This is a genomic window from Bacteroidota bacterium (assembly GCA_039714315.1).
Lineage (GTDB): Bacteria > Bacteroidota > Bacteroidia > Flavobacteriales > JADGDT01 > JADGDT01.
In genome coordinates this window covers 42,565-64,991 of sequence record JBDLJM010000003.1, presented here as the reverse complement: position 1 = coordinate 64,991, position 22,427 = coordinate 42,565, and the positions used below count along the sequence as shown (strand labels likewise).

At 34.3% G+C, this 22,427-nt stretch carries 20 protein-coding genes; 14 read left to right on the top strand and 6 right to left on the bottom strand.

Annotated features, from left to right (window positions below; translation table 11 throughout):
* Window positions 1-111 precede the first annotated feature (111 nt).
* Window positions 112-765, bottom strand: coding sequence for a YdcF family protein (locus ABFR62_01000; GenBank protein MEN8136994.1), 654 nt, complete (start codon window positions 763-765; stop codon window positions 112-114).
* Window positions 766-978: 213 nt separating this feature from the next.
* On the opposite strand from ABFR62_01000, the gene ABFR62_00995 reads away from it, so the two are divergent.
* The 4 genes from ABFR62_00995 (at window position 979) to ABFR62_00980 (ending at window position 6,860) form a co-directional block, all read left to right on the top strand.
* Complete coding sequence (locus ABFR62_00995) at window positions 979-2,391, top strand: TonB-dependent receptor (protein MEN8136993.1); 1,413 nt, start codon at window positions 979-981, stop codon at window positions 2,389-2,391.
* 98 nt (window positions 2,392-2,489) lie between these two features.
* Entirely contained in the window at window positions 2,490-3,716 is a 1,227-nt protein-coding gene (gene pepT / locus ABFR62_00990; GenBank protein MEN8136992.1) for a peptidase T, read from the top strand.
* A 224-nt stretch (window positions 3,717-3,940) separates the two neighbouring features.
* Window positions 3,941-4,255 (top strand): hypothetical protein, encoded by a 315-nt coding sequence (locus tag ABFR62_00985; protein ID MEN8136991.1) that lies wholly within the window; start codon window positions 3,941-3,943, stop codon window positions 4,253-4,255.
* Window positions 4,256-4,349: 94 nt separating this feature from the next.
* Window positions 4,350-6,860: a TonB-dependent receptor gene (locus ABFR62_00980; protein ID MEN8136990.1), complete on the top strand. Its 2,511-nt coding sequence runs from the start codon at window positions 4,350-4,352 to the stop codon at window positions 6,858-6,860.
* Window positions 6,861-7,008: 148 nt separating this feature from the next.
* On the opposite strand, the gene ABFR62_00975 is transcribed toward ABFR62_00980, so the two are convergent.
* Together ABFR62_00975 and ribD are read right to left on the bottom strand one after the other, a co-directional pair.
* Window positions 7,009-7,539 carry a DUF4494 domain-containing protein gene (locus tag ABFR62_00975; protein MEN8136989.1) on the bottom strand — a complete coding sequence of 177 codons (531 nt, stop codon included), beginning with the start codon at window positions 7,537-7,539 and terminating at the stop codon, window positions 7,009-7,011.
* An 82-nt stretch (window positions 7,540-7,621) separates the two neighbouring features.
* Window positions 7,622-8,665: a bifunctional diaminohydroxyphosphoribosylaminopyrimidine deaminase/5-amino-6-(5-phosphoribosylamino)uracil reductase RibD gene (ribD, locus tag ABFR62_00970; protein MEN8136988.1), complete on the bottom strand. Its 1,044-nt coding sequence runs from the start codon at window positions 8,663-8,665 to the stop codon at window positions 7,622-7,624.
* A gap of 92 nt (window positions 8,666-8,757) precedes the next feature.
* Between ribD and ABFR62_00965 the strand changes: the two genes are divergently transcribed.
* Window positions 8,758-10,596, top strand: a complete 1,839-nt coding sequence (locus ABFR62_00965; protein MEN8136987.1) for a YgiQ family radical SAM protein — start codon at window positions 8,758-8,760, stop codon at window positions 10,594-10,596.
* A 111-nt stretch (window positions 10,597-10,707) separates the two neighbouring features.
* Here ABFR62_00965 and ABFR62_00960 read toward each other — a convergent pair whose 3' ends face one another.
* Window positions 10,708-11,166: a response regulator gene (locus tag ABFR62_00960; GenBank protein MEN8136986.1), complete on the bottom strand. Its 459-nt coding sequence runs from the start codon at window positions 11,164-11,166 to the stop codon at window positions 10,708-10,710.
* Window positions 11,167-11,254: 88 nt separating this feature from the next.
* On the opposite strand from ABFR62_00960, the gene ABFR62_00955 reads away from it, so the two are divergent.
* The 5 genes from ABFR62_00955 to ABFR62_00935 all read left to right on the top strand — a co-directional run bounded on the left by ABFR62_00955 (window position 11,255) and on the right by ABFR62_00935 (window position 17,018).
* Window positions 11,255-12,340, top strand: a complete 1,086-nt coding sequence (locus tag ABFR62_00955) for a ThiF family adenylyltransferase (GenBank protein MEN8136985.1) — start codon at window positions 11,255-11,257, stop codon at window positions 12,338-12,340.
* 306 nt (window positions 12,341-12,646) lie between these two features.
* On the top strand, window positions 12,647-13,369 hold the full coding sequence (locus ABFR62_00950) for a hypothetical protein (protein MEN8136984.1): 723 nt from the start codon (window positions 12,647-12,649) through the stop codon (window positions 13,367-13,369).
* 132 nt (window positions 13,370-13,501) lie between these two features.
* The gene (locus tag ABFR62_00945) at window positions 13,502-15,670 is read left to right on the top strand and encodes a 7TM diverse intracellular signaling domain-containing protein (protein MEN8136983.1); all 2,169 of its coding nucleotides are present in this window, start codon (window positions 13,502-13,504) and stop codon (window positions 15,668-15,670) included.
* A 13-nt stretch (window positions 15,671-15,683) separates the two neighbouring features.
* Window positions 15,684-16,451: an exodeoxyribonuclease III gene (locus ABFR62_00940; GenBank protein MEN8136982.1), complete on the top strand. Its 768-nt coding sequence runs from the start codon at window positions 15,684-15,686 to the stop codon at window positions 16,449-16,451.
* A 45-nt stretch (window positions 16,452-16,496) separates the two neighbouring features.
* Window positions 16,497-17,018 carry a 1-acyl-sn-glycerol-3-phosphate acyltransferase gene (locus ABFR62_00935; protein MEN8136981.1) on the top strand — a complete coding sequence of 174 codons (522 nt, stop codon included), beginning with the start codon at window positions 16,497-16,499 and terminating at the stop codon, window positions 17,016-17,018.
* A gap of 47 nt (window positions 17,019-17,065) precedes the next feature.
* Here ABFR62_00935 and ABFR62_00930 read toward each other — a convergent pair whose 3' ends face one another.
* On the bottom strand, window positions 17,066-17,551 hold the full coding sequence (locus ABFR62_00930) for a hypothetical protein (GenBank protein MEN8136980.1): 486 nt from the start codon (window positions 17,549-17,551) through the stop codon (window positions 17,066-17,068).
* A 76-nt stretch (window positions 17,552-17,627) separates the two neighbouring features.
* Window positions 17,628-17,897 carry an acylphosphatase gene (locus ABFR62_00925; protein ID MEN8136979.1) on the bottom strand — a complete coding sequence of 90 codons (270 nt, stop codon included), beginning with the start codon at window positions 17,895-17,897 and terminating at the stop codon, window positions 17,628-17,630.
* 180 nt (window positions 17,898-18,077) lie between these two features.
* On the opposite strand from ABFR62_00925, the gene ABFR62_00920 reads away from it, so the two are divergent.
* The 4 genes from ABFR62_00920 to ABFR62_00905 are packed head-to-tail and all read left to right on the top strand — an operon-like array spanning window position 18,078 to window position 22,408.
* Window positions 18,078-18,788 (top strand): ABC transporter ATP-binding protein, encoded by a 711-nt coding sequence (locus tag ABFR62_00920; GenBank protein ID MEN8136978.1) that lies wholly within the window; start codon window positions 18,078-18,080, stop codon window positions 18,786-18,788.
* Complete coding sequence (locus ABFR62_00915; GenBank protein MEN8136977.1) at window positions 18,789-20,021, top strand: ABC transporter permease; 1,233 nt, start codon at window positions 18,789-18,791, stop codon at window positions 20,019-20,021.
* A gap of 1 nt (window position 20,022) precedes the next feature.
* A complete protein-coding gene (locus tag ABFR62_00910) occupies window positions 20,023-21,291 on the top strand; it encodes an ABC transporter permease (GenBank protein ID MEN8136976.1) in 1,269 nt (422 codons plus the stop codon).
* A 25-nt stretch (window positions 21,292-21,316) separates the two neighbouring features.
* Window positions 21,317-22,408, top strand: coding sequence for an efflux RND transporter periplasmic adaptor subunit (locus tag ABFR62_00905; GenBank protein MEN8136975.1), 1,092 nt, complete (start codon window positions 21,317-21,319; stop codon window positions 22,406-22,408).
* The last annotated feature ends 19 nt before the right edge of the window (window positions 22,409-22,427 follow it).

The window sequence follows — 22,427 nt, the reverse complement described above, 5'->3', positions numbered from 1 at the left end:
TCTTATATAATTTGTGCAAAAGTACTACAACATATCGAGCTTACAAACAATTATGATAATTGAGATATTATCAGCTTAAAGAGTTTTGATTCCTACTTTTTTTTGCAAATACTATTCAGCACTTACTCCTTCTATACCATTGTTAGTTGTGATGTATATTATATATTTAAAAAATTCACTGACATAGGCATTTAATCCTCTTTCACTTTTCCACCAATTAGTTTCATCGTATATATCGTTTTTGGCTCCTGCAATTTCAATGATAGTTTTGCAGTTAGAATCTATAAATACTTTATCAAAGGCATATTTGGCTCTCCGGGTATGAAAGCTGTCTGTTACAATAATTACTTTTTTTAGTGGGGTTGTTTCTAAGTATTTTAATAAATCTTTGGCTTCGTCGAATGTACTTCTGGCACCGCCGTTAAAATTTGGTACTACTTCATAGGGTATTTTTTCATATTTCAGTATTCGCCTTAAATTATCAAACTCAGAAACCCATATCTCCTGGTATTCTCTAATTGGAGCTGCAGGCTCGGTTATTAAAATTTTCTTTGCATAATCATTATTTAAAAGTTCAACACTTTTTTTCGCTCTTGAGTCGGCACTTCCTCCTAAAATAAGTATAGCATCAGCGCCCCTACTGTAATTATTTATGCTAAAAAAGTCTGCATATGATTTTAATAAATAAGGGTAAGAGCTAATAATTATTAGGGTTAAGGCTAAAAATGGTAATAATTTTAAATAAAAAAAGTGTTTTTTTTGCATTTTTATAAATTATGTGTTACTTTCGATAGTAGTTATGTTATGTAACAAAGCTAATTGTTTTATAACAATTATTAAAATATAGGTGGTTAGGTTAAACTATGGAAAGCTGTATCGAAATTTAAGTAGATTCAGCTTTTTTCTTTTGCTTTTTTTTAAATTAAAATTTAATAATATCTAATATTTATTTAATTTTAAGATTCTGATTTTACAAAAATGGAACAGATATTAACATCTAAGCAAAAAGCACTGCAAATAAATCTTGATTCTAAGATTTATGGAACATTTGCTGAGATAGGAGCGGGGCAGGAAACTGTAAGGCATTTTTTTAGAGCAGGTGGAGCTTCAGGAACTATCGCTAAGGCAATGTCTGCTTATGATAAAGATTTTTCAGATTCTATTTATGGAATTGAAAACGATGGTAGATACGTTACCGAAGCAAGGTTGGAACGTATGTTGGATTGGGAAGTAGATCTTTTGGAAAGAAGATTATCTAGAGAAAAACATCCAAAAAAAACATTTTTTACTTTTGCCAATACGGTAACAACTATTGATTGGGCTAAAAAGTATAAAGGTCATGGATGGCTTGGAATAAAGTTTCAGATAGACCCTTTAGAAGATTATAATGAAATTATGATCCATGTGCGCTTCCATGAAAATGATACACGATTGCAACAGGAAACTTTAGGGGTAATGGGAGTGAATCTTTTATATGGAGCATACTATTATAATGACACTCCCAAGGAATTATTGAAATCTCTTTATGATAATCTGGAAAAAGATCAAATAGAAATTGATATGATCAACTTCAGAGGATCGAGGTTTATGTATGTTGATAATAGACTGATGAGCCTTCAATTGGTTAAGAATGGAATGACTAAAGCCGTTTTGTTCAGTCCAAAAGGAGTGAACTTATTGCCTGCACAGCAGCTTTATAAAAAGAATATTCTGGCTATTAGAGGAAGTTTCAGACCGGTAACAAAGGTAAATACCGATATTTTAAAGAAAGGTTATGAAATGTTTATAGCCGAGAAGAAGGTCGATCCTGAAAAAACACATGTAATTACCGAAATTACTCTGTCAAATCTGATGGCTTCAGGCGAGATAAATGAGAGAGACTTCCTGGATAGAGCCGACTTACTTTGTTCCTTGGGACAATCGGTTATGATTTCTGATTTTTCGGAATACTATAAGTTAATAGAGTATTTTTCGACCTTTTCTAAGGCTAGAATGGGAATAGTGCTAGGGGCAAAGAATTTGGTAGAAGTATTTAATGAAAAATATTACAGAGATCTGAGCGGAGGAATTCTTGAAGCCTTTGGAAAATTATTTATGAAGGATTTAAAGGTTTATTTGTACCCTGAGCGTATTGAGGGGGATGGTTTATTAACCTCAGAGAATATACAGGTACATCCACGTTTTAAGGATCTGTACAAGTTTTTTAAGTTAAATAAACGAATTGTTGATATTAAGGACTACGACAAAGAGGTTTTGGGAATTTATTCCAGAAATGTATTGAAAATGATACGAAATAATGAAGAAGGCTGGGAAGATAAATTACCTGAGGGGGTAGCTCGTATGATTAAGAACAAAAGATTATTTGGCTATATAGAAAGAGGCAAGCTTTAATAACTTTAACTTATTATTAAGTAATTATAATCGCTGTCGAAGTATTTTGGTAGCGATTTTTTTTATTCCTTTGTCTGGAATTTATATAAATAACCGACATGAATAATTTAGTAAATAGATTTTTGCACTACGTGAGTTTTGATACTCAATCAGAACCGGAAATTGAAAAAATTCCCAGTACAGATAAACAATGGGATTTAGCCAATTATATTACCGATGAATTAAAACGTATCGGAATGGAGGATGTTAGTATAGACGATAATGGATATGTAATGGCAACTCTTCCCGGTAATATAGATAAAGAGGTTCCAACAATTGGGTTTATCGCACATTATGATACCAGTCCTGATTTTTCAGGGAAACAGGTAAAACCTATTTTTCGGGAGAATTATGATGGTGAAACTGTAGTTTTAAATAAAGAATTAGAGTTAGAAATGACCACTGCTGAATTCCCGGAGCTTTTAAATTATAAGGGACAAACTCTGATCACGACTGACGGAACAACTCTTTTGGGAGCAGATGATAAGGCAGGTATAGCTGAAATTATTACTGCGATGGAAGAGATGATTGCCGATGATTCTATTAAACACGGAAAAATAAGAATTGGATTTACTCCTGATGAAGAAGTAGGAAGAGGAGCAGATCTTTTTGACGTGGATAAATTTGGAGCAGAATGGGCCTATACAATGGATGGATCGGAAATAGGAGAGTTGGAATATGAGAATTTTAATGCTGCCGGAGCTAAAGTACATTTTAAAGGGAAGATAGTTCATCCCGGATATGCCTTAAACAAGATGGTTAACTCTATGAATAGAGCCGCTGAGTTTATGATGGCAATGCCCGCAGAAAAAGTTCCTGAAAAGACAACTAAATATGAAGGTTTCTATCATTTGTTGAGTGTTAATGGAGAAGTAGAAGATACAACTCTGCAATATATTATTAGAGATCATGATCGTCAGAAGTTTGAAGATATGAAAGTATTTATGACCAAACTTGTTGATGATTTTAAAGATAAATACGGAGAAGGGGCCGTTGTACTGGAATTAAAAGATCAGTATTACAATATGCGTGAAAAGGTTGAACCAAACATTCATATAGTTGAAACCGCTGAGCAGGCAATGAAAAACCTTGGTGTTAAACCGATAATCAAAGCAATTAGAGGAGGTACTGATGGGGCGAGATTGTCATTTATGGGCTTACCCTGTCCTAACATATTTGCAGGAGGCCATAATTTTCATGGTAGATATGAGTTTGTTCCTGTGGAATCGATGATGAAAGCGAAAGATGTTGTTATTGAAATAGCAAAATTGACAGCAGAAAAGTAAAATAGTAATTGAAAAAGAGAATGTTACGCAATAACATTCTCTTTTTTATATCAGCTTGTTATTTAGAGTAATTCTAATTAACTTTGTAGCATATGTTACTAAAGTAATATGAAATTTCCATCTCGGCTATGCCGTGACCAAACGGGATGAATATTATGGGGATAACATACCTGTCACGCTTTAGAGTGATGACCAAAACATAAAATTAAACACCCGTGAAACTGTTGAGTTACATATTGTCTGTAGTAGTTGTCTTTCTTTCTGTATATTCAGATTGTGAGGCAGGTAGTTATATGGAGCAAAATGAAATTCACAGTTGTAGTTCTGATATGAGTCACGATCAGAATTCAGAGACAGAGCATCACGATTTTTGTTCTCCATTTTGTTATCAGGATTGCTGTAGTACCCCCTTTGTTTTATCTTTAAGTACTATTATTGAGCAAGTAGAAGATGAAACTTATACTCCTTATTTTATTCACAAGGATTTATATTCCTATTCAACAACATCAAGGATACTTGACCCTCCGCAATTATCATAATTAATTAGGATTTATTGAAAATTGAGGATGTCTAATGCGTTGATTTCTAATTGAAATCTAAACCTTAGATGCCTTTATAATTAATTATGAAAATATGGAAAATATAAAAAATATAAGAATCACCTTTCTGTTTATTATATTACTATTCTCAGGTACAATAATATCTCAAAACAAGATTACATTTAAAGTTGATGGTACTTGCGAAATGTGTAAAAATAGAATAGAGGAGACTGCTTTGGAGTTTGATTATGTAGAAGCAGCCAAATGGAATGAAAATTCAAAAGAAATATCACTCGAAATCGATGGAGATAGAAGTAATGTTGATGAAGTTCAACGTGCAATCGCTGATATTGGACATGATACCGAAAAATATAAAGCTCCGGATGAGGTTTACGAAAATCTTCCAATGTGTTGTCATTATCGCGATGAAGATATTAGCGATGACCATTCCGATCATGTACATGGTAGAGTATGGGAAACGGATTTCGATGGAAAAAAACAATACATAGAAGGTGTAAATATTATCTGGAAAGGTACAACAGATGGTGTTGTAAGTGGTAAGCAGGGGACATTTGTACTGCCGAGAACAGATAATTCGGATAGAGTATTAATAAGCTTTGTCGGATATGAAACCAAGGATGTTTTAGTTGGAGATAAAAATTTTGTGGAGGTTGTTTTTTCTCAAAATAAATTACTTGATGAGGTAATTGTTTCTTATCGGAAAGAATCAACAAGCATATCTTTTTTGAAAACGTTAAAAACACAGGATATCAGCGAAGAAGAGTTGCAGAAAGCTGCATGTTGTAATTTGTCCGAAAGTTTTGAAACAACTCCATCAGTCGAAGTTAGTTCAACTGATGCGGTAAGTGGTACAAAACAAATAGAAATGTTGGGACTTGCCGGAAGTTATGTTCAAATAACCAGAGAGAATATGCCTGAAACCCGTGGTTTGTCGGCTCTTTACGGGTTGACTTATACTCCTGGTTCATGGATAGAAAGCATTCAACTAAATATGGGGACCGGTTCAGTAATCAACGGCTTTGAGAGTATAACCGGCCAGATAAATACAGAGTTAAAAAAGCCTGATTCCGGAGAGAAATTAGGATTAAATGCTTATGCGAATGCAATGGGCAGAGTAGAGGCAAATGCAAATTTCAGAATTGAGCTGAATGAAAATTTAAGTACTGCTGTTTTATTGCACGGAAATACCAGAGCTATAAAATGGGATAAGAACAATGATGGTTTTCTGGATAGTCCCTTTGGCGATCAGATTATTGTATTGAACAGGTGGAAATATAACGGACATGATGGATGGCAGGGACAATTTGGAATAAAAGGGCTTTCCCTGAACCAAAAAGGAGGACAGGTAAATTATTACGAGAAGAATAGTGATGTTTTTTGGAATTCGTCATTAAAAACCGATCGAATAGATTCCTGGCTTAAAGTAGGTAAAGTAATTGATGATAAATCCAGTTTTGGAATTCAAATTTCGGGGATATTACACAATCAGGAATCTAATTTCGGACCTAGAATTTACAATGCTAAACAGAGTTCCTTGTACTCAAATTTTATTTATCAAAATGCATTGAATGAAAAGCATGAGATAAAGACAGGTTTGAGCTTTATGTATGATAATTATAATGAGGATTTTGAAAGCAGCACATATTTAAGGAGAGAAAATGTTGTAGGCGCTTTTACAGAATACACATATAAAGGGAGTGAAAAGTTTACCGGTGTTTTGGGACTGAGAGTAGATAATCACAATAATTTTGGAGTGTTTGTTACTCCACGGTTGCACTTGAAGTATGCAGTTTCCGATAAATCGGTTTTTCGCTTATCGATGGGTAGAGGGCAAAAAACAGCAAGTATCTTTGCCGAAAATATCGGAGCAATGGCTTCGTCGCGAAGGTTTATTATCAATTCTACAGATTCCGATAATCCTTATGGGCTAAGTCCTGAAGTTGCCTGGAGTTATGGTTTGAACTATTCGAAAGGGATTGAAATTAATAATAGGAATTTAACTCTAAATGTCGATTACTTTTTTACAAATTTCGAAAATAAAATAGTAGTTGATTACGATAGTAGCCCAAAGGAGCTGAGCTTTTATAATCTTGACGGAAGATCATTTTCACACTCAATACAATTACAGGCAGACTGGGAAGTTATTGAAAGGTTTGATGTGCGTTTGGCATACAGATTTAATGAAGTTAAGACTGATTATAAAACTGAGTTTATGTCTAAACCATTACTATCGCCACATCGGGCATTTGTAAACCTTGCTTATGCTACAAATAGTAAATGGAAGTTTGATTTTACAACAAGCTGGCAAAGCAGTAAAAGAATACCTGGTACATCTTCTAATCCGGTAGAGTATAGAATGCCTGATTATTCACCTTCGTTTTTCATTGTAAATTCTCAGATTAGTAAATCGTGGTATAGCGAGAAACTGGAGTTGTATATAGGTGTTGAAAATCTCTTTGATTTTAAACAAAGCAATCCGATTATTTCTTCCGACAACCCTTTTGGTGAATATTTTGATGCGTCTATGGTTTGGGGACCGGTGTTTGGACGAAATATATATACCGGTATAAGATATAAGATATAGTTATCTTAATAAGTTAAGGCTATATCAGAAGTTAAGTTAACCGTCATTTCGACTAAGTCAAATCTGGTGAGTGTTACTGCTTAACATCATGAGATCTCTCGACTTCGCTCGAGATGACGACTAACTTTTGATATAGTTTTATTGTAGATTATGCCTCAATCACTTCTCCTGTTTCAGGATCAAATGCTTCAACTTTTTCTTCTTCTTCTTCTCCTTCTGCAACTTTCTCGACAGGAGTTAAATTAGACTCTTCGTTATATGGAAATACATCTACTAACTGAACAATGTTCACGGCAGGAATTACAAAGTCAACTCCAACATCCTTCATTGATTCTTCTGCTCTTTCAATGGCTTGTTTACAACTGTCAGCAGCAATAAGATAGTAATTAGTGTGTTTTTTCTCTTTGTCGCTTTCTTCATCGTACTCAATAGTAGATAGTTTAACCTTATACCAGTCAACCAATTCTTCGTCGGCCATAACGTCCGAATAATTAGCTTTAGCTATATTTACAATTCTGAATTCACCACGTACACGTTGTTCCATTTCCTCATAAATACGCGATTCCGCTTCGGTGTATGACATTGCATCAACCAGGTAAGCTTCAGTTACAGTTGATTCATTCCCATTGTCATCAATCTTCATATATTTCACCTTGCAGGTGTACCAATTTTTTATCATAATCGTCTTATTTTTTTAAGGCTTGCAAATATATAAGAAGAATTGATATTTGGAATATATTGTTGATAAGTTTGGTGTGTTTTTATTTGAATAGATACTTTAGACGGTCATTACCTACTTTTTCAATGAGTTGATTGTCAGTAAATATAACCGGTGCTTTTATCCCTTTTTTAAAATTGTTATTCCCAACAAATACTCTGGCTTCATCCCATAGATCACTGTCGATAAAGCTTTGCAAAGTATGTAGTCCTCCTTCGATTATTATTGATTGAATTTCGTGCTTTACAAGTATATTCATTAAATATTCCAGTGCTTTGTCTTCAGAAAAGTCGATTTTTTCGTAAATAGTATTGTTTAAATTTTCTCTGTTCTTTTCTGTAACTACTATAGTTTTTATAGTATCATCAAAAAGGAAATTATCTTCAGGAATCCTCAGTGTTCTGTCCATAACTACCCTCACCGGATCTTTACCAACCCAACTTCGGGTATTTAATTTCGGATTATCATTGATAGCAGTATTTGTTCCAACTAAGATCGCATCTTCTTCACTACGCCATTTATGAACCAATTGTTGGGAGAATTTATTGGAAATCCATGTTGGTTTATTTTCATCATTATCGTCTCTGACAATATCAATAAAACCGTCATTGGTTTCTGCCCATTTTAATATTATATAAGGACGCTTTTTTTTCTGAAAAGTGAAGAAGCGTTTATTTTGAACTTCACATTCTTTTTCAAGTACTCCTACTGTAACATTGTGTCCCTGTTGTTTTAGTTTGTTAATTCCGTTTCCACAAACTTTTGCAAATGGATCCATAATACCTATTACAACATTCGGAATCCCTTTTTCAATTATTAAATCGGTACAAGGTGGGGTTTTTCCAAAGTGAGAGCATGGTTCCAAGCTGACATAAATAGTAGATTCACTGAGGAGTTCCTGATTTTTAACAGAATTAATGGCATTGGGTTCGGCATGTGCTTCTCCGGCTTTTCTGTGCCATCCTTCACCAATAATTTTGTCATTGTGAACAATTACAGAACCAACCATAGGGTTAGGACTTGTTGTTCCAAGGCCGTTTTCTGCTAATTCAAGACATCGCCTCATGTAAATCTCATGCTTTTCCATGTTCCAAAGGTAATAATTGCAACTTATCAGAAGTAATCTTTAAGTTCAAAATCTATTCTTAACTTCGCAGAGAATTTTTTGAATAGAGAAATATGAATCTACAACCTCGATTATCAGATTGGTTGCCAATTACGAAAAAAGAAATGAAACTCCGTGAATGGGAGGATCTTGATGTTGTTTTGATTACCGGAGATGCTTATGTTGATCATCCTTCGTTTGGAGCTGCTGTGATAGGTAGAATAATTGAGGCTGAAGGTTTCAGGGTTGGGATTATTCCACAACCTAACTGGCGTGATGATTTACATGAATTTAAAAAGTTTGGTAAGCCAAATCTTTTCTTTGCAGTAACCGCAGGGAATATGGATTCGATGGTCAATCATTATACTGCCGGAAAAAGGTTGCGGTCGAATGATGCATACACTCCCGGAGGAGAAAAAGGTTATAGACCCGACTATGCCAGTATTGTTTATACCCAAACTTTAAAAAAGTTATATCCTGATGTGCCTGTAATTCTTGGAGGAGTAGAAGCATCGCTCCGACGTGTAACTCATTATGATTATTGGTCGGATCAACTGAAACCCACAATTCTTGAGGATAGTGGAGCTGATATTTTGGTATATGGGAATGGCGAAAATCCGCTTCGTGAAATTCTGAGGTTGCTAAAAAGGGGAGTGCCATTTGAATCTTTAAAGACTGTTAAGCAAACTGCTGTACTTACTGAAGAATTTGAAGGTTTGCCACGGAATAAAAAAGTGGAAGATGTTGAACTCTATTCGCATCAGGATTGTCTGGATGATAAGTTGAAGTTTGCAAAAAATTTCAAAATTGTAGAGATTGAATCAAATAGAATAAAAGCACGTAGAATTATTCAGAAAGTTGGAGATAAGAATTTGGTCATTAATCCTCCTTATGCTACGATGACTGAAAAGCAGATTGATTATTCATTTGACTTACCATATACCCGATTGCCTCATCCAAAGTATAAGAACAGGGAAGCCATTCCCGCGTATGAAATGATTAAGTTTTCTGTAAATCTGCACAGGGGGTGTTTTGGGGGCTGTAGTTTCTGTACAATTTCGGCTCATCAGGGGAAATTTATTGCCTCAAGATCAGAAAAATCAATTCTGGCTGAGGTTGATGCAATGACTAAGATGCCTGATTTTAAGGGGTATTTGTCTGATATAGGAGGGCCTTCAGCAAATATGTATAAGATGAAAGGTAAAGATCTGTCTATTTGCGAAAAATGTAAAGCACCATCTTGTATAAGTCCTGTTGTCTGTAAAAACCTCGACACATCGCATGAGGGGCTAACTCAGATATATAAAAAGATTGATTCACATCCCGAAATTAAAAAAGCATTTATTGGAAGTGGGATACGTTATGACCTTCTGGTAAAAGAATTCAATAAGGAAGGAGATGAAAAAGATATGGACAGGTATCTGGATCAGGTTTTAACCAGACACGTCTCAGGTAGGTTGAAAGTTGCACCTGAACATACTTCTGATAATACATTAAAGATGATGCGAAAACCATCATTTAAGTATTTTAGAAAATTTAAAGCAAAGTTCGATTCCATTAATTTTAAAAAGAGCCTGAAGCTCCAGTTAATACCATACTTTATTTCTTCTCATCCTGAATCAACATTGGAGGATATGGCGAACCTTGCCGCAGAAACTAAAGATTTAGGGTTTCAGTTAGAACAGGTTCAGGATTTTACTCCAACACCAATGACTGTTGCAACAGTGTCGTATTATTCAGGGTATCATCCCTATACTTTAAAGCCGGTTTTTACGGCCAAATCGAAAGAGGATAAAAAAGATCAGCATAAATTTTTCTTTTGGTATAAAAGTGATAATGTAAGATGGATAAAATATAAGCTGAAAAATAATACGGATTTATTAAAAAGATTATTGGGGAAAAATGATGCCTGATAATATTTTAAACAAAGTGTTTAAATTATATTGAATAAGTTATAAAAAAGAAAAATGGTGAAAGAAAAAACTTTCACCATTTTTATGTAAGGTTATATTTATATAAAACTTTTATAACAGTTTTTGTCTTAACATAAATTCAAGTTGTTCATTCGATACCTGTAATTTTTCAGTTAGCTCTTTATTTTCTCTTCTAAGTTTAAAGAGTTGAAAAGCATTTTCAATCGTTATTTTAAGTTCGTTTTCATCCCATGGCTTTTGGTGGTAATAGAAAATCTTACCTTTGTTTATCGCATCAACAACCGCTGTAATATCACTGTATCCGGTTAAAAGTATACGCATTATGTCGGGGTAGATAGGTATGATGTATTCGAGAAACTCAACTCCTGTCATTTGCGGCATTCGTTGATCCGTAATAATGACATTTATCTCATTGTTTTCAAGAATATTTATTCCCTCAAAACCAGAACTTGCTGTGAATATTTTAAAGTCCCTTCTAAATGTTGCCTTAAAAGCAGTTAAATTGTGAACTTCATCATCTATGTATAGAACTTTAATTTCCTTATTCATTGTATAAAAAAAATATTAAATTTCACTTATTGTAAAACAACAATTTTAATTTTACTTACGGTAAAATATTTCATAAAAATATACAAAAATGAATAAGGTTAACAATAAAGTGCAAAATCTTTTTAAACCAATTTTATTTTACACGGGTAATCCATCCGATAATCAATTGTTAAAATCACTGATAGAAGGGGAAAGCCCAGCTATTGTTGATGAGTTTGATAAACAGCTGGCGGAACACTTCATGATAAATAATCTGGAATTATTGAACAATAAAATTGATTATGAGAAAAAGTTTAATCAATTCGTGAAAGAATGTGCTGACAAACAATATGGTCTTTGGGTATTTTATCCGTGGAAAAACGTTTTGGTACATACATTGGAAGAAAAAGAGTTTGTAGAATTACGTACTAATAGAAATAAGTATAAGATAACGGATGAAGAGCAGCAGATTCTGTCAACAAAAGTAATCGGTATTGTAGGACTGTCTGTAGGGAGAGAAATTGCCATCACTGCTGCCCTTGAGAGAATTTGTGGAGAAATCAGATTGGCGGATTTTGATATTATAGAACTGGCTAACTTAAACAGACTTAAGGTTGGCATTGATGAATTGGGTGTGCCAAAAGTTATTTCAGCCGCCCGTCAAATATCAGAGATTGATCCTTTTATAAAAGTTAAAGTTTTTGCGGATGGATTAACTCAGGAAAATATGGATGAATTCTTCGACGATGGAGTTAAAATTGATTTATTTTTTGAAGAAAGTGACGGTTTCGACATAAAAGTACTATCAAGATATAAAGCCCGCAACTATAAAATTCCTGTTGTAATGGAAACAAATGATCGTGGAATGCTTGATATTGAGAGGTTTGACGTTGAGAATTTCCGTCCGCTGTTTCATGGATTTGTCACAGATGAGGAGTTAAGTAATTTGACAAAACTTTCTGGTCCTGAACAGTTGAAAATACTTCAAAAAATAGTAAGTTTCCAAAATGTTTCTGATAAGATGAAACATTCATTTACCGAATTAGGAAAAAGCATAAAAAGTTGGCCTCAATTGGGGTCTGACATAAGTTTTGGTGCGGGTATGGCTACCGGTACCGGGCGTATGATACTTCTTGGAGAAAAGGTTAACTCTGGGCGTTACTACATTGAATATAGTGATAAGATTGTATCATAAAGTAAAATGAAATAGGAAAAAATGATCATTTTATAGTATGATAATTATTGTTTAGTTAAGGTTTTTGTCTTAGTTAGACTGATTAAATAATTTATTTAAACTTATATCGATGAAGCATTCATGAGAGGGATTTTATTTACTTAATAATATGATTATCATGAATTAATTACCAGCCTCGCTTTTGAAGGTGAGCCTGATCGATTAAACAAATTAAGAGAGATGAAACGAGCATGGGCAAATTTTTCTCACACAGGGGAATGAATGTTATGCGAGTTACACCTGACCAAAACTTAAAATTGTAGACAGATGAAAATTAGAGCTTTTAAAGCTATAGATGATCTAGATTCGTGTAGAAGATTTGCCTTGGGGCATGAGGAAGTATTGGCTAGTATAGGTATTGAAAAAGTTACATCATCAGATCACGGCTGGTTTCACAATCCCGAAGTTTATGTGATAATATTGGAGCAGGATGGTAAGGTTTTTGGAGGGGCTAGAATCCATGTTACAAATGGAGAATATGAGTTGCCTCTTGAGGAAGCTGTAGGTCGTCTTGATCCTAATATATACGGCATTATCAGGAGTGAGGGAAATTTCCGTTCCGGTGAAATATGCGGATTATGGAGTGCCAATGAGTTTGCAGGAAAAGGTCTCTCTATATTGTTGGCCAGAGCATCATTGGCCAAAGCCGGAGTATCGCTGGCAAACCAGTTAAAAATAAAAACTCTTTACAGTTTAATGGCTCCCTGGACTTTGCGAACAGCAACTAAGATGGGCTTTGAGATTTTAAGAACAGTTGGAGATAACGGGTCTTTCAGTTATCCGCGTCCCGATCTGAAAGCTACAGTTGTTGTTTTGCATGATACAGATTCTTTGGTAAAAGCGAGAGATGATGAACGTAATGTAATTAATGATCTTAGAAATAGGCCGGTTCAGGAAAGACAGGAGCAAATATTTTTAGGAAAAGATGTATATGATGTAAGTTATGAACTTTTTATTGACGGATTAGATTTAAATAATAAGAATATATAGTGTTTTATGCTACACAAAATACAAGTAATATAAAACATTACTTAGACATATTAATTTAGCTAAGATAAGTTTAGTTTGCGCTATTTACAGTATGAAGACAGGCTGAAAACTAAAATATTAAATCCTTAACGAATGAAAAATATCTATTATTCCCTTTTACTATTACTACCTTTTTTTGTTTTCTCAAATTTATTTGCATCCGAAAGTACTATAGAAATTAACAGTACGGAGACAGCAATAGTTAATAGCTCGGTAGATTACTTTATTGATTCAGAAGGTAAATTTAATGTTGACGACATTATAAACAGCAGGGACTTATTTAATCCCATGGAGGGTAGCTATTTTGGTTCAGTTGAAGGGAGTTTGTGGTATAAGCTTAGGATAAAAAATAATACAGGGAGTGATGAGTTTTTTGTAGAACTGCCTTCGGCTCTTATTAATAGTGTTAACTTTTACCAGATAGATAATGGTAAAATAATTAAGCATAATAAATCAGGACTGGACTATCCGTTCAGCAAAAGAGAAGTTAGTTTTCAAAATACACAATTTTCATTTTATCTGGCTCAGGATAGTGTAACAGATATTTTATTGGAGGTGTCTTCCGATTATGCAATTACTTATCCTTTGGTAATAGGAGAGTTTTCTCAATTGAGTAGTGCAAATAATGATAAAGATATTTGGATAGTAATCTATGCAACCTTTATGCTCGCAATGATACTTTACAATTTCTTTATCTATATTTCTATCCGTGATATCAGTTATATGTATTATGTTTTATATACGGTATTCATATTATTGACTCAGTTAGGCCTTGAAGGAATATTTTTGAGGTATTTTGGAGAAAACCCATCATTTAACACTAAGGTTTTAGTCGTCTTATCATCTCTTTCCGGGTTCTTCTTTATATTCTTCGCTGATAATTTTTTGAAACTTAAAATTTATGGGAAGAGGTTGAGGAAAGGCTATTTGGGGTTATTGGTAATATATATGCTTGCTCTTATATTTGTATTTGTAGGAAAGATAAATATGTCTACCCAGTTATTGGATTTGGGAGGAGCTTATGGAGCTATATTTACACTTCTGGTTGCAATTATGGTTTTGAAAAAAGGTTTTAAACCTGCCGGGTTCTTCCTGGTTTCGTGGATAGTTTTCCTTGTTGGAATAACTATTTATGTGATGAAAAATCAGGGATTGTTGGAGTTCAACATGTTTACTAATCACACTCTTCAAATAGGAACAGTAATTGAAGTAATGTTACTTTCGTTTGCACTGGCCGATCGTATAAATTTATTGAAAAAAGAAAAAGCAAAAATTCAGAAGCAACAGCTCGATACTTTGGCTGAAAATCAACGAATTATTGCTGAACAAAATGTAATCCTGGAAGAAAAGGTTCAGGAGAGAACTGAAGAGTTGGAAACTACCAATTTTGAGCTTAACAAAACCATGGAGAATCTTCAGTCTGCACAAATAAAACTTATAGAGCAGGAGAAAATGGCTTCATTGGGTCAGCTTACTGCCGGAATTGCCCACGAAATAAATAACCCTATAAACTTTGTGTTATCCAATATAAAGCCACTATCTCAGGATGTTAGCGATATTATGGAAGTGTTAAAGCGATATAAGGATGTAGCAAGTAAGGAGATGCCCGAGAATGTAGAGTATCTGAAGATTGTAGAACTTGAGGAGGATCTTGATATAGAGTACACTTCTAATGAAATATATGATTTATTGGGCGGAATAGAGGAAGGTGCAAACAGAACCAGGTATGTTGTTCGTGGGTTAAGAACTTTTTCACGACTTGATGAAGCTGTATTTAAGGCTACTGATTTGTTGGAAGGACTTGATTCAACATTATCCTTATTAACAAATCAGACAAAAAATGAAGTTAGAATTGTCAGAGATTTTGAAGCTATTCCAAAAGTGGAGTGTAATGGGAGTAAAATGAATCAGGTGTTTATGAATCTGTTGACTAATTCTATTCAGGCTTTAAAGGAAAATGCCGAGAAAGGAGATGATTTAGAGATAAAAATTACAGCTAAAGCTATAAATGGCGGGAATGTTCAGTTTAGTTTTAAGGATAATGGTCCCGGAATAAGCGAAGAGAATCAAAAGAAGATTTTTGAACCGTTTTTTACTACAAAAGATGTTGGTAAAGGTACCGGATTAGGACTTTCAATTGTTTTTAAAGTAATTGACAGTCATAACGGTACAATTGAAATAAATTCTGAACAGGGTAAAGGAGCTGAATTTTTAATAACTTTACCTATAAAAAATAAGCCTAACGAAAATATCACCAAATAAATATAAATAAAAAATGCGATTAATTTCCTGGAATGTAAATGGGATCAGAGCTGTAGCCAAAAAGGATTTTTTTAAATCTTTTGAGGTTTTAAATGCCGATGTGTTGTGTTTTCAAGAAACAAAAGCACAAGATGATCAGGTTGCTGAGGTGCTGAAAAGTTTCGAGATGGATGGTTATCATTTATATTCAAACTCTGCTGTAAAAAAAGGCTATTCAGGTACTGCAGTACTCTCTAAACGAGAAGCTGTTTCTGTATCGAAAGGTATGGGAATTGAAGAGCACGATCAGGAGGGCAGGATATTAACTTTGGAATATGATGATTTCTATTTGATTAATGTTTATGTTCCAAACTCGAAGAATGATCTCTCAAGATTAGAATATCGCAAGCAATGGGATGCTGATTTTTTGTCTTTTATAAAGGATTTAGAGAAGAGTAAACCAGTAGTTGTTTGTGGCGATCTGAATGTAGCGCATAGCGAAATAGATTTAGCGAGACCAAAAGCAAACTATAATAAATCAGCAGGTTTTACACAGGTTGAAATTGATGGTCTCGATAACTTTGTAAACTCCGGCTTGAAAGATACTTTTAGGCATTTCTATCCCGAAATTAGAGATGTTTATACCTGGTGGAGTTATAGAGCAGGAGCAAGAGTAAAGAATGTTGGCTGGAGAATTGATTATTTTTTAGCAAGTGAAGTATTATTGCCGAAATTGAAAGATGCATATGTTTTCAATGATATTTTAGGATCCGATCACTGTCCTATTGGGATAGAATTATGATTGAAAATAGAATAGAGCCAATTTATTAATGTTAAAACCATACTGATGCAAGGATTTTCAAAGTGGATATTCAAGAAGTGTAATTGGTCGATAGTTGGTGAGTTTCCTGGGCAAAAAAAGTATGTTGTAATAGTTGTTCCCCATACTTCTAATTGGGATTTTATACTGGGCTTATTGACCAGGAGCATTGCAGGTATTCATATCAATTTTATCGGAAAAGAAATGCTTTTTAAAGCACCATGGGGATGGATTTTTAGAGGTCTCGGCGGTTATCCTGTAAAAAGAGATAAAAACCATAATCAGGTCGATCAGGTTATAAAAATTATAAAGCAGGAGGATGAATTTCGTTTGGCTATTGCTCCTGAAGGAACAAGATCGGACGTTGAAAAGTGGAAAACAGGTTTTTATTGGATTGCCTCCGGTGCGGAAATTCCAATTATTATGGTTGCTTTTGATTATGGAGAAAAACAGGTAAGAATTTCTAAACCTTTTTATCCTACCGGCAATAAAGATACCGACTTTGAATTTATGCATAAGTTTTACGATGGAGTAAAAGGTAAAAAATAACAAAAAAAAACCACGATTGATCGTGGATTTTTTTGTTAAAACAGATGCTATAAGTTTTTTATAGCATCTTCGATGCTATCATCTTTTATCATTTTATATTCGATACCGAGTTCTTCCACTCCTTTTCTGAACTGCTTCCCTAAATGACGTGTAATAAAAAGAGCTTTTCGTGAGGCAATCTCATACAGGACTTTTTTATATTCATGTCCGTTGTGGTGGTTTTCTCCTTTTCCATCAGCTAAAGAAAGGCCGTGTCCTTTACCATCATGGTTTCCGTAACCGTGTCCGTGCCCTTCACCATGTCCGTGCCCATGTCCATGTCCATCGTGATGGTGGTGGTCATGATTATGATCGTGATTGTGATCATGGCCGTGATGGTGATCGTGGTCGTGGTCATCATGTTCATGGATGTTTTCAATATAGTCGATGCTTTTAACATCTCCATTTTCAATATCATAAAAAGCAAACCATTTTGCTCTTCCTGTTATTTTACTTATTGTTTTTTTATCGTCTGTGGCAAATGCAATTTTCATTTTTCTTTCTCTTTTTGAGTCTTAATTTCTATTTGACTCAGCAAAAGTATAAAATTAGAATGAATCTAAATAAAGATTACTTTACTATTTGAAAACTTCTAAAACCTTTATAATCAGACTTAGCAAGATTAACATTTTCAACATTGGCCATTTCAGGCCCAATTTTGCACCATTCAATAAATAGATTTAAGGTTTTTTCATCTGATTCAGCTTCAATAAAAACATCTCCATTCGTTAGATTCATAGTATATCCATTAATACCGAGTTCTATCGCTTTTTCCATTGTAGACTGCCTAAACCAAACTCCCTGTACTTTACCTTTTACCGTAATATTTATGTGCTCCATAATTATTGAAATTCTGAATATTTCTGCTAAGATAAATATCTTGAAAATATTTAAATTATGATCACTGTAATTTTCGTCTTTTTAACAGAATATTGTGAGTAAAAAGCCTGTTATTTTCTTATAATTGTAAGCCTTTATTGTGAAATGAATAATGGTACTAACTACAATGCTAGGAATGTTATGATAAAACTTAACGGAATAAAAAAATCTTTTTCCGTGGGAAATAATACTCTACAGGTTCTTAAGGGAATAGATTTGCATGTGAAAAATGGTGAATTTGTTTCTATTATGGGATCATCCGGTTCCGGAAAATCCACCTTACTTAATATTTTAGGAATTCTTGACGAACCGGATTCAGGAGAATTCACACTGGATAATAAAAAGATGTCTTCGCTTAGTGAGGCTAAAGCAGCAAAATATAGAAATGAATTTTTGGGTTTTGTATTTCAGTCATTTAATTTAATTAGTTATAAAACTGCATTAGAAAATGTAGCTCTTCCGCTATACTATAAAAAAGTACCCCGTAGCGAAAGGACAAAAATTGCCAGAAAATATCTTGAGAAGGTTGGTTTAGGACCTTGGGAAGAACATTTACCTACAGAACTTTCCGGTGGACAAAAACAGAGAGTAGCTATAGCGAGAGCATTGGTAACTAATCCGAAGGTAATATTGGCGGATGAACCAACGGGGGCACTGGATTCAATTACATCTCATGAAGTGATGAAACTTTTCAGGGAAATAAATGAAGAAGGAATTACCCTGGTAGTAATAACCCATGAGCAGGATATTGCAGAGATGAGCGATAGGATTATCCATTTAAAAGATGGAGTTATTATAGATCAACCGGCTGATGAATTAACAAGTCAAAGTATAAAAACAAGCTCTGTATAAATGTTTGATTTAGATAAATGGCAGGAGATATTTTCGACCATTAAGAAAAATAAGTTAAGAACTATTCTTACCGGTTTTTCTGTGGCATGGGGAATATTTATGCTTATTATTTTATTAGGCTCAGGATACGGACTTGAAAATGGAGTTAGTAAAGAGTTTGTTGGTGATGCTGTAAATTACATTTCTATAAATTCAGGTGTTACCAGTGAAGCTTATAAAGGGATGAAGCCGGGGAGAAGGATTCAATTCAAAAATGACGACAAGGTATTGTTGCACGGATTAAAGAATGTTGATGAAAGTGTTACCAGAAAAGTTATTAGAAATATTAGTACTATTTCATATAAAAATCAATTTGGTTCTTTTCAAGTTTTTTCTGTATCACCACATAATCAGGATTATGAAGCTATTATAATGATGAAAGGTCGTTCATTGAATGACAATGATGAAAAAGAAGTAAGAAAAGTTGTAACAATCGGAAGACTGGTTGAAGAAGCTCTTTTTAAAAATGAAGAACCGATAGGAAAGTATATCAATTTAGGGGGGGGATTGTTTAAAGTTGTTGGAGTATTTGATGATCCCGGTTCAGACAGAGATCTTACCAGAGTATATATCCCTGCAAGTACAGGCCAGCGTATTTATGGTTTGGGTGAAGATGTCGGAAATATAGTTCTTTTGTTGGGGAATTCAAATACACGTCAGAGTATTGAAACTGTTGAGTTGATTAAAAAAACTTTGGGTGAAAAACATAAATTCAACCCTGAGGATAGAAGAGCTGTATTTATTTTCAACGGTATTGAAAATTATCAGAGACTGATGAGCCTTTTTGCCGGTATAAGGGTTTTTATATGGGTAATTGGTATAGGGACAATTATTTCGGGAATAGTTGGTGTTAGTAATATAATGACCATCGTTGTGAAAGAGAGGACTAAGGAAATTGGCATTAGAAAGGCTTTAGGTGCAACACCGTGGTCGATTATAAGTATGGTACTGCAGGAAGCCGTATTTATTACAGCATTTGCGGGATATTTAGGCTTGGTATCCGGTGTGCTTCTACTTGAATCCATATCTAAGGCAATACCTCCTGAAACTCCTTATTTTTCACAGCCTGAAGTGAATATTCAAGTGGCATTGGCTGCTACTTTAATTTTGATTTTATCAGGAGTGGTGGCGGGTTATTTTCCTGCGAGGAGAGCAGCTTCTGTTCACCCTGTTGTAGCATTAAGAGACGAGTAATATGATGTTGTTTGACAGAGATAATTGGGCTGAAATTTTTTATTCTTTAAAGAAGAATAAGCTAAGAACTTTCTTTACGGCTTTTGGCGTTTTTTGGGGGATATTTATGCTCGTGATAATGTTGGGTGCCGGGAAGGGATTGGAGAATGGTGCCAAAAACGGAATGGGCGATTTGTCTACCAACAGTATGTTTATGTGGGGCCAAACAACTACATTACCTTACAAAGGATTCGACAGGGGAAGGCGTGTGGAGTTTAATAATTATGATACCGAAGCGCTTTATGCCAATATTAAAGAGTTGGAATATTTAGCTCCGCAATTGAGAGTTAATGCGCGTGAAGGAAACAGTAATGTTGTCAGAAAAGAGAGGGCTGCCGGTTATTCAATATTAGGAAATTACCCTGAACTCAATTTAATAGATCCGTCTAATATTCTGAAGGGAAGGTATATTAATAAATATGATATAGAGGCCAAAAGAAAAGTTGCAGTATTAGGAATAAAAGTAAGGGATGATTTATTTAATCAGGATGAAAATCCAATTGGGGAGGTAATTCAAATTAACGGTGTTAGTTTTACCGTAGTGGGAGTTCAAAGTTCAAAAAGGAATGGTAATCAGGCGGAAAGAGAGAACTCGGAGGTGACAATTCCATTTACAACACTTCAGCAAACGTTTAATTACGGAAATAGAGTAGGATGGTATTCGATGACCACATTTCCTCAGTTTGATGCATCTAAAGTTTTACAGAAGGCTAAGGATTTGATGAAAGATAGGCACTCTATTTCTCCGGATGACGACAGAGCCATTGGTTCTTTCGATTTGGGAAAGGAATTTAGTAAGATGACGAATTTGTTTATTGGAATAGATACTTTGATCTGGATAGTTGGAATCGGTACTCTCTTTGCCGGGATTGTTGGAGTAAGTAATATAATGTTGATAGTTGTAAAAGAAAGAACAAAAGAGATAGGAGTTCAAAGAGCATTGGGAGCTACTCCGCAACATGTACGAATTCAGATAATGATGGAATCAATTTTTTTAACTACCATAGCTGGTTATATAGGACTAATTATAGGAGTAGGGATTATTGAGTTAGCAGATTACGGACTGATTCAATCAGGAGCAGATGCCCAGATGTTTACAAGACCGGAAGTAGATTTTAATAAAGCAATTACCGCTTTAATAATTTTAATTTTTTCAGGAGCAATTGCGGGCATTGTTCCCGCGCAAAGAGCCGTAAAATTAAAACCCATTGAAGCCCTTAGAGATGAATAAATTAACTAATAAAGAAAAATAATAAATGAAGACTGCAGTAAAATATTTACTAGGAGCAATTGTTATTGGTGTTTTCGGATATACAATTTACTTTTTGTATCAAAAGTCGAAGCCTAAAGTTGAAACATATAGAACCGAGAAAGCATTCGTATCTGATATTGTAAAAAAGACTGTTGCCACAGGAACTATTAAACCTGAAGAGGAAATAGAAATTAAACCACAGGTCTCAGGTATTATTTCTAAGATATTTGTTGAAGAAGGGGATATAGTGAAGCAAGGAGACATGATTGCTGAAATAAAAATAATTCCTGATATGGCTAATCTGAACAATGCAGAATCAAGGGTTGAAACCACAAAGTTAACCTTGGAAAATGCAAAAAGAGATTTCGACAGAAATAATGAATTATATAATTCTAAAGTTATTTCAGAGTCTGATTTTCAGATTATAGAGAACAATTATAAGAAAGCACTTAGAGATTATGAGGCTGCACAAAATAATTTGGATATTGTAAAAAAAGGATCGGCAAAAAAATTCTCAAAAACATCTAATACACTGATAAAAGCAACTGTTAACGGTATGGTGTTGAGTATCCCTGTAAAAAAAGGTTATCAGGTAATCCAGTCTAATAATTTTAACGCAGGAACTACAATTGCTTTTATAGCAGATATGGGAAAAATGATCTTTGAAGGTAAGGTAGACGAGTCTGAAGTAGGTAAAATAAAGAATGGAATGTCGCTGATATTAACTATTGGTGCAATAGAAGATGTTGAGTTTGCCGCTGAGCTAAAGCGAATTGCTCCAAAAGGGGAAGAAGAGAATGGCGCAGTACAGTTTTTGATTGAAGCCGATGTAAAATTAAAAGAAGACTATTTTATAAGGTCCGGATATTCAGCAAATGCTTCAATTGTTCTGGATAAGAGAGATAGTGTTTTGGTTATTAAGGAGTCGTTGCTACAGTTCGATAAGGAAAAAACACCTTACGTTGAAATAGCACTGGGAGATGGACAATTTGAACGAAAAGATGTAGAGATAGGACTTTCCGACGGAATAAATGTGGAAATATTAAATGGAGTAACAGAAAGTGACAGTCTGAAGGTTTGGGATAAACCTATTTGATAATATACTGCTCATGGCA

Coding starts and splice junctions, on each gene's coding strand:
- ABFR62_01000 (MEN8136994.1), bottom strand. CDS start 765: ATGCAAAAAAAACACTTTTTTTATTTAAAATTATTACCATTTTTAGCC.
- ABFR62_00995 (MEN8136993.1), top strand. CDS start 979: ATGGAACAGATATTAACATCTAAGCAAAAAGCACTGCAAATAAATCTT.
- pepT (MEN8136992.1), top strand. CDS start 2,490: ATGAATAATTTAGTAAATAGATTTTTGCACTACGTGAGTTTTGATACT.
- ABFR62_00980 (MEN8136990.1), top strand. CDS start 4,350: ATGGAAAATATAAAAAATATAAGAATCACCTTTCTGTTTATTATATTA.
- ABFR62_00975 (MEN8136989.1), bottom strand. CDS start 7,539: ATGATAAAAAATTGGTACACCTGCAAGGTGAAATATATGAAGATTGAT.
- ribD (MEN8136988.1), bottom strand. CDS start 8,665: ATGGAAAAGCATGAGATTTACATGAGGCGATGTCTTGAATTAGCAGAA.
- ABFR62_00965 (MEN8136987.1), top strand. CDS start 8,758: ATGAATCTACAACCTCGATTATCAGATTGGTTGCCAATTACGAAAAAA.
- ABFR62_00960 (MEN8136986.1), bottom strand. CDS start 11,166: ATGAATAAGGAAATTAAAGTTCTATACATAGATGATGAAGTTCACAAT.
- ABFR62_00955 (MEN8136985.1), top strand. CDS start 11,255: ATGAATAAGGTTAACAATAAAGTGCAAAATCTTTTTAAACCAATTTTA.
- ABFR62_00950 (MEN8136984.1), top strand. CDS start 12,647: ATGAAAATTAGAGCTTTTAAAGCTATAGATGATCTAGATTCGTGTAGA.
- ABFR62_00945 (MEN8136983.1), top strand. CDS start 13,502: ATGAAAAATATCTATTATTCCCTTTTACTATTACTACCTTTTTTTGTT.
- ABFR62_00940 (MEN8136982.1), top strand. CDS start 15,684: ATGCGATTAATTTCCTGGAATGTAAATGGGATCAGAGCTGTAGCCAAA.
- ABFR62_00935 (MEN8136981.1), top strand. CDS start 16,497: ATGCAAGGATTTTCAAAGTGGATATTCAAGAAGTGTAATTGGTCGATA.
- ABFR62_00930 (MEN8136980.1), bottom strand. CDS start 17,551: ATGAAAATTGCATTTGCCACAGACGATAAAAAAACAATAAGTAAAATA.
- ABFR62_00925 (MEN8136979.1), bottom strand. CDS start 17,897: ATGGAGCACATAAATATTACGGTAAAAGGTAAAGTACAGGGAGTTTGG.
- ABFR62_00920 (MEN8136978.1), top strand. CDS start 18,078: ATGATAAAACTTAACGGAATAAAAAAATCTTTTTCCGTGGGAAATAAT.
- ABFR62_00915 (MEN8136977.1), top strand. CDS start 18,789: ATGTTTGATTTAGATAAATGGCAGGAGATATTTTCGACCATTAAGAAA.
- ABFR62_00910 (MEN8136976.1), top strand. CDS start 20,023: ATGATGTTGTTTGACAGAGATAATTGGGCTGAAATTTTTTATTCTTTA.
- ABFR62_00905 (MEN8136975.1), top strand. CDS start 21,317: ATGAAGACTGCAGTAAAATATTTACTAGGAGCAATTGTTATTGGTGTT.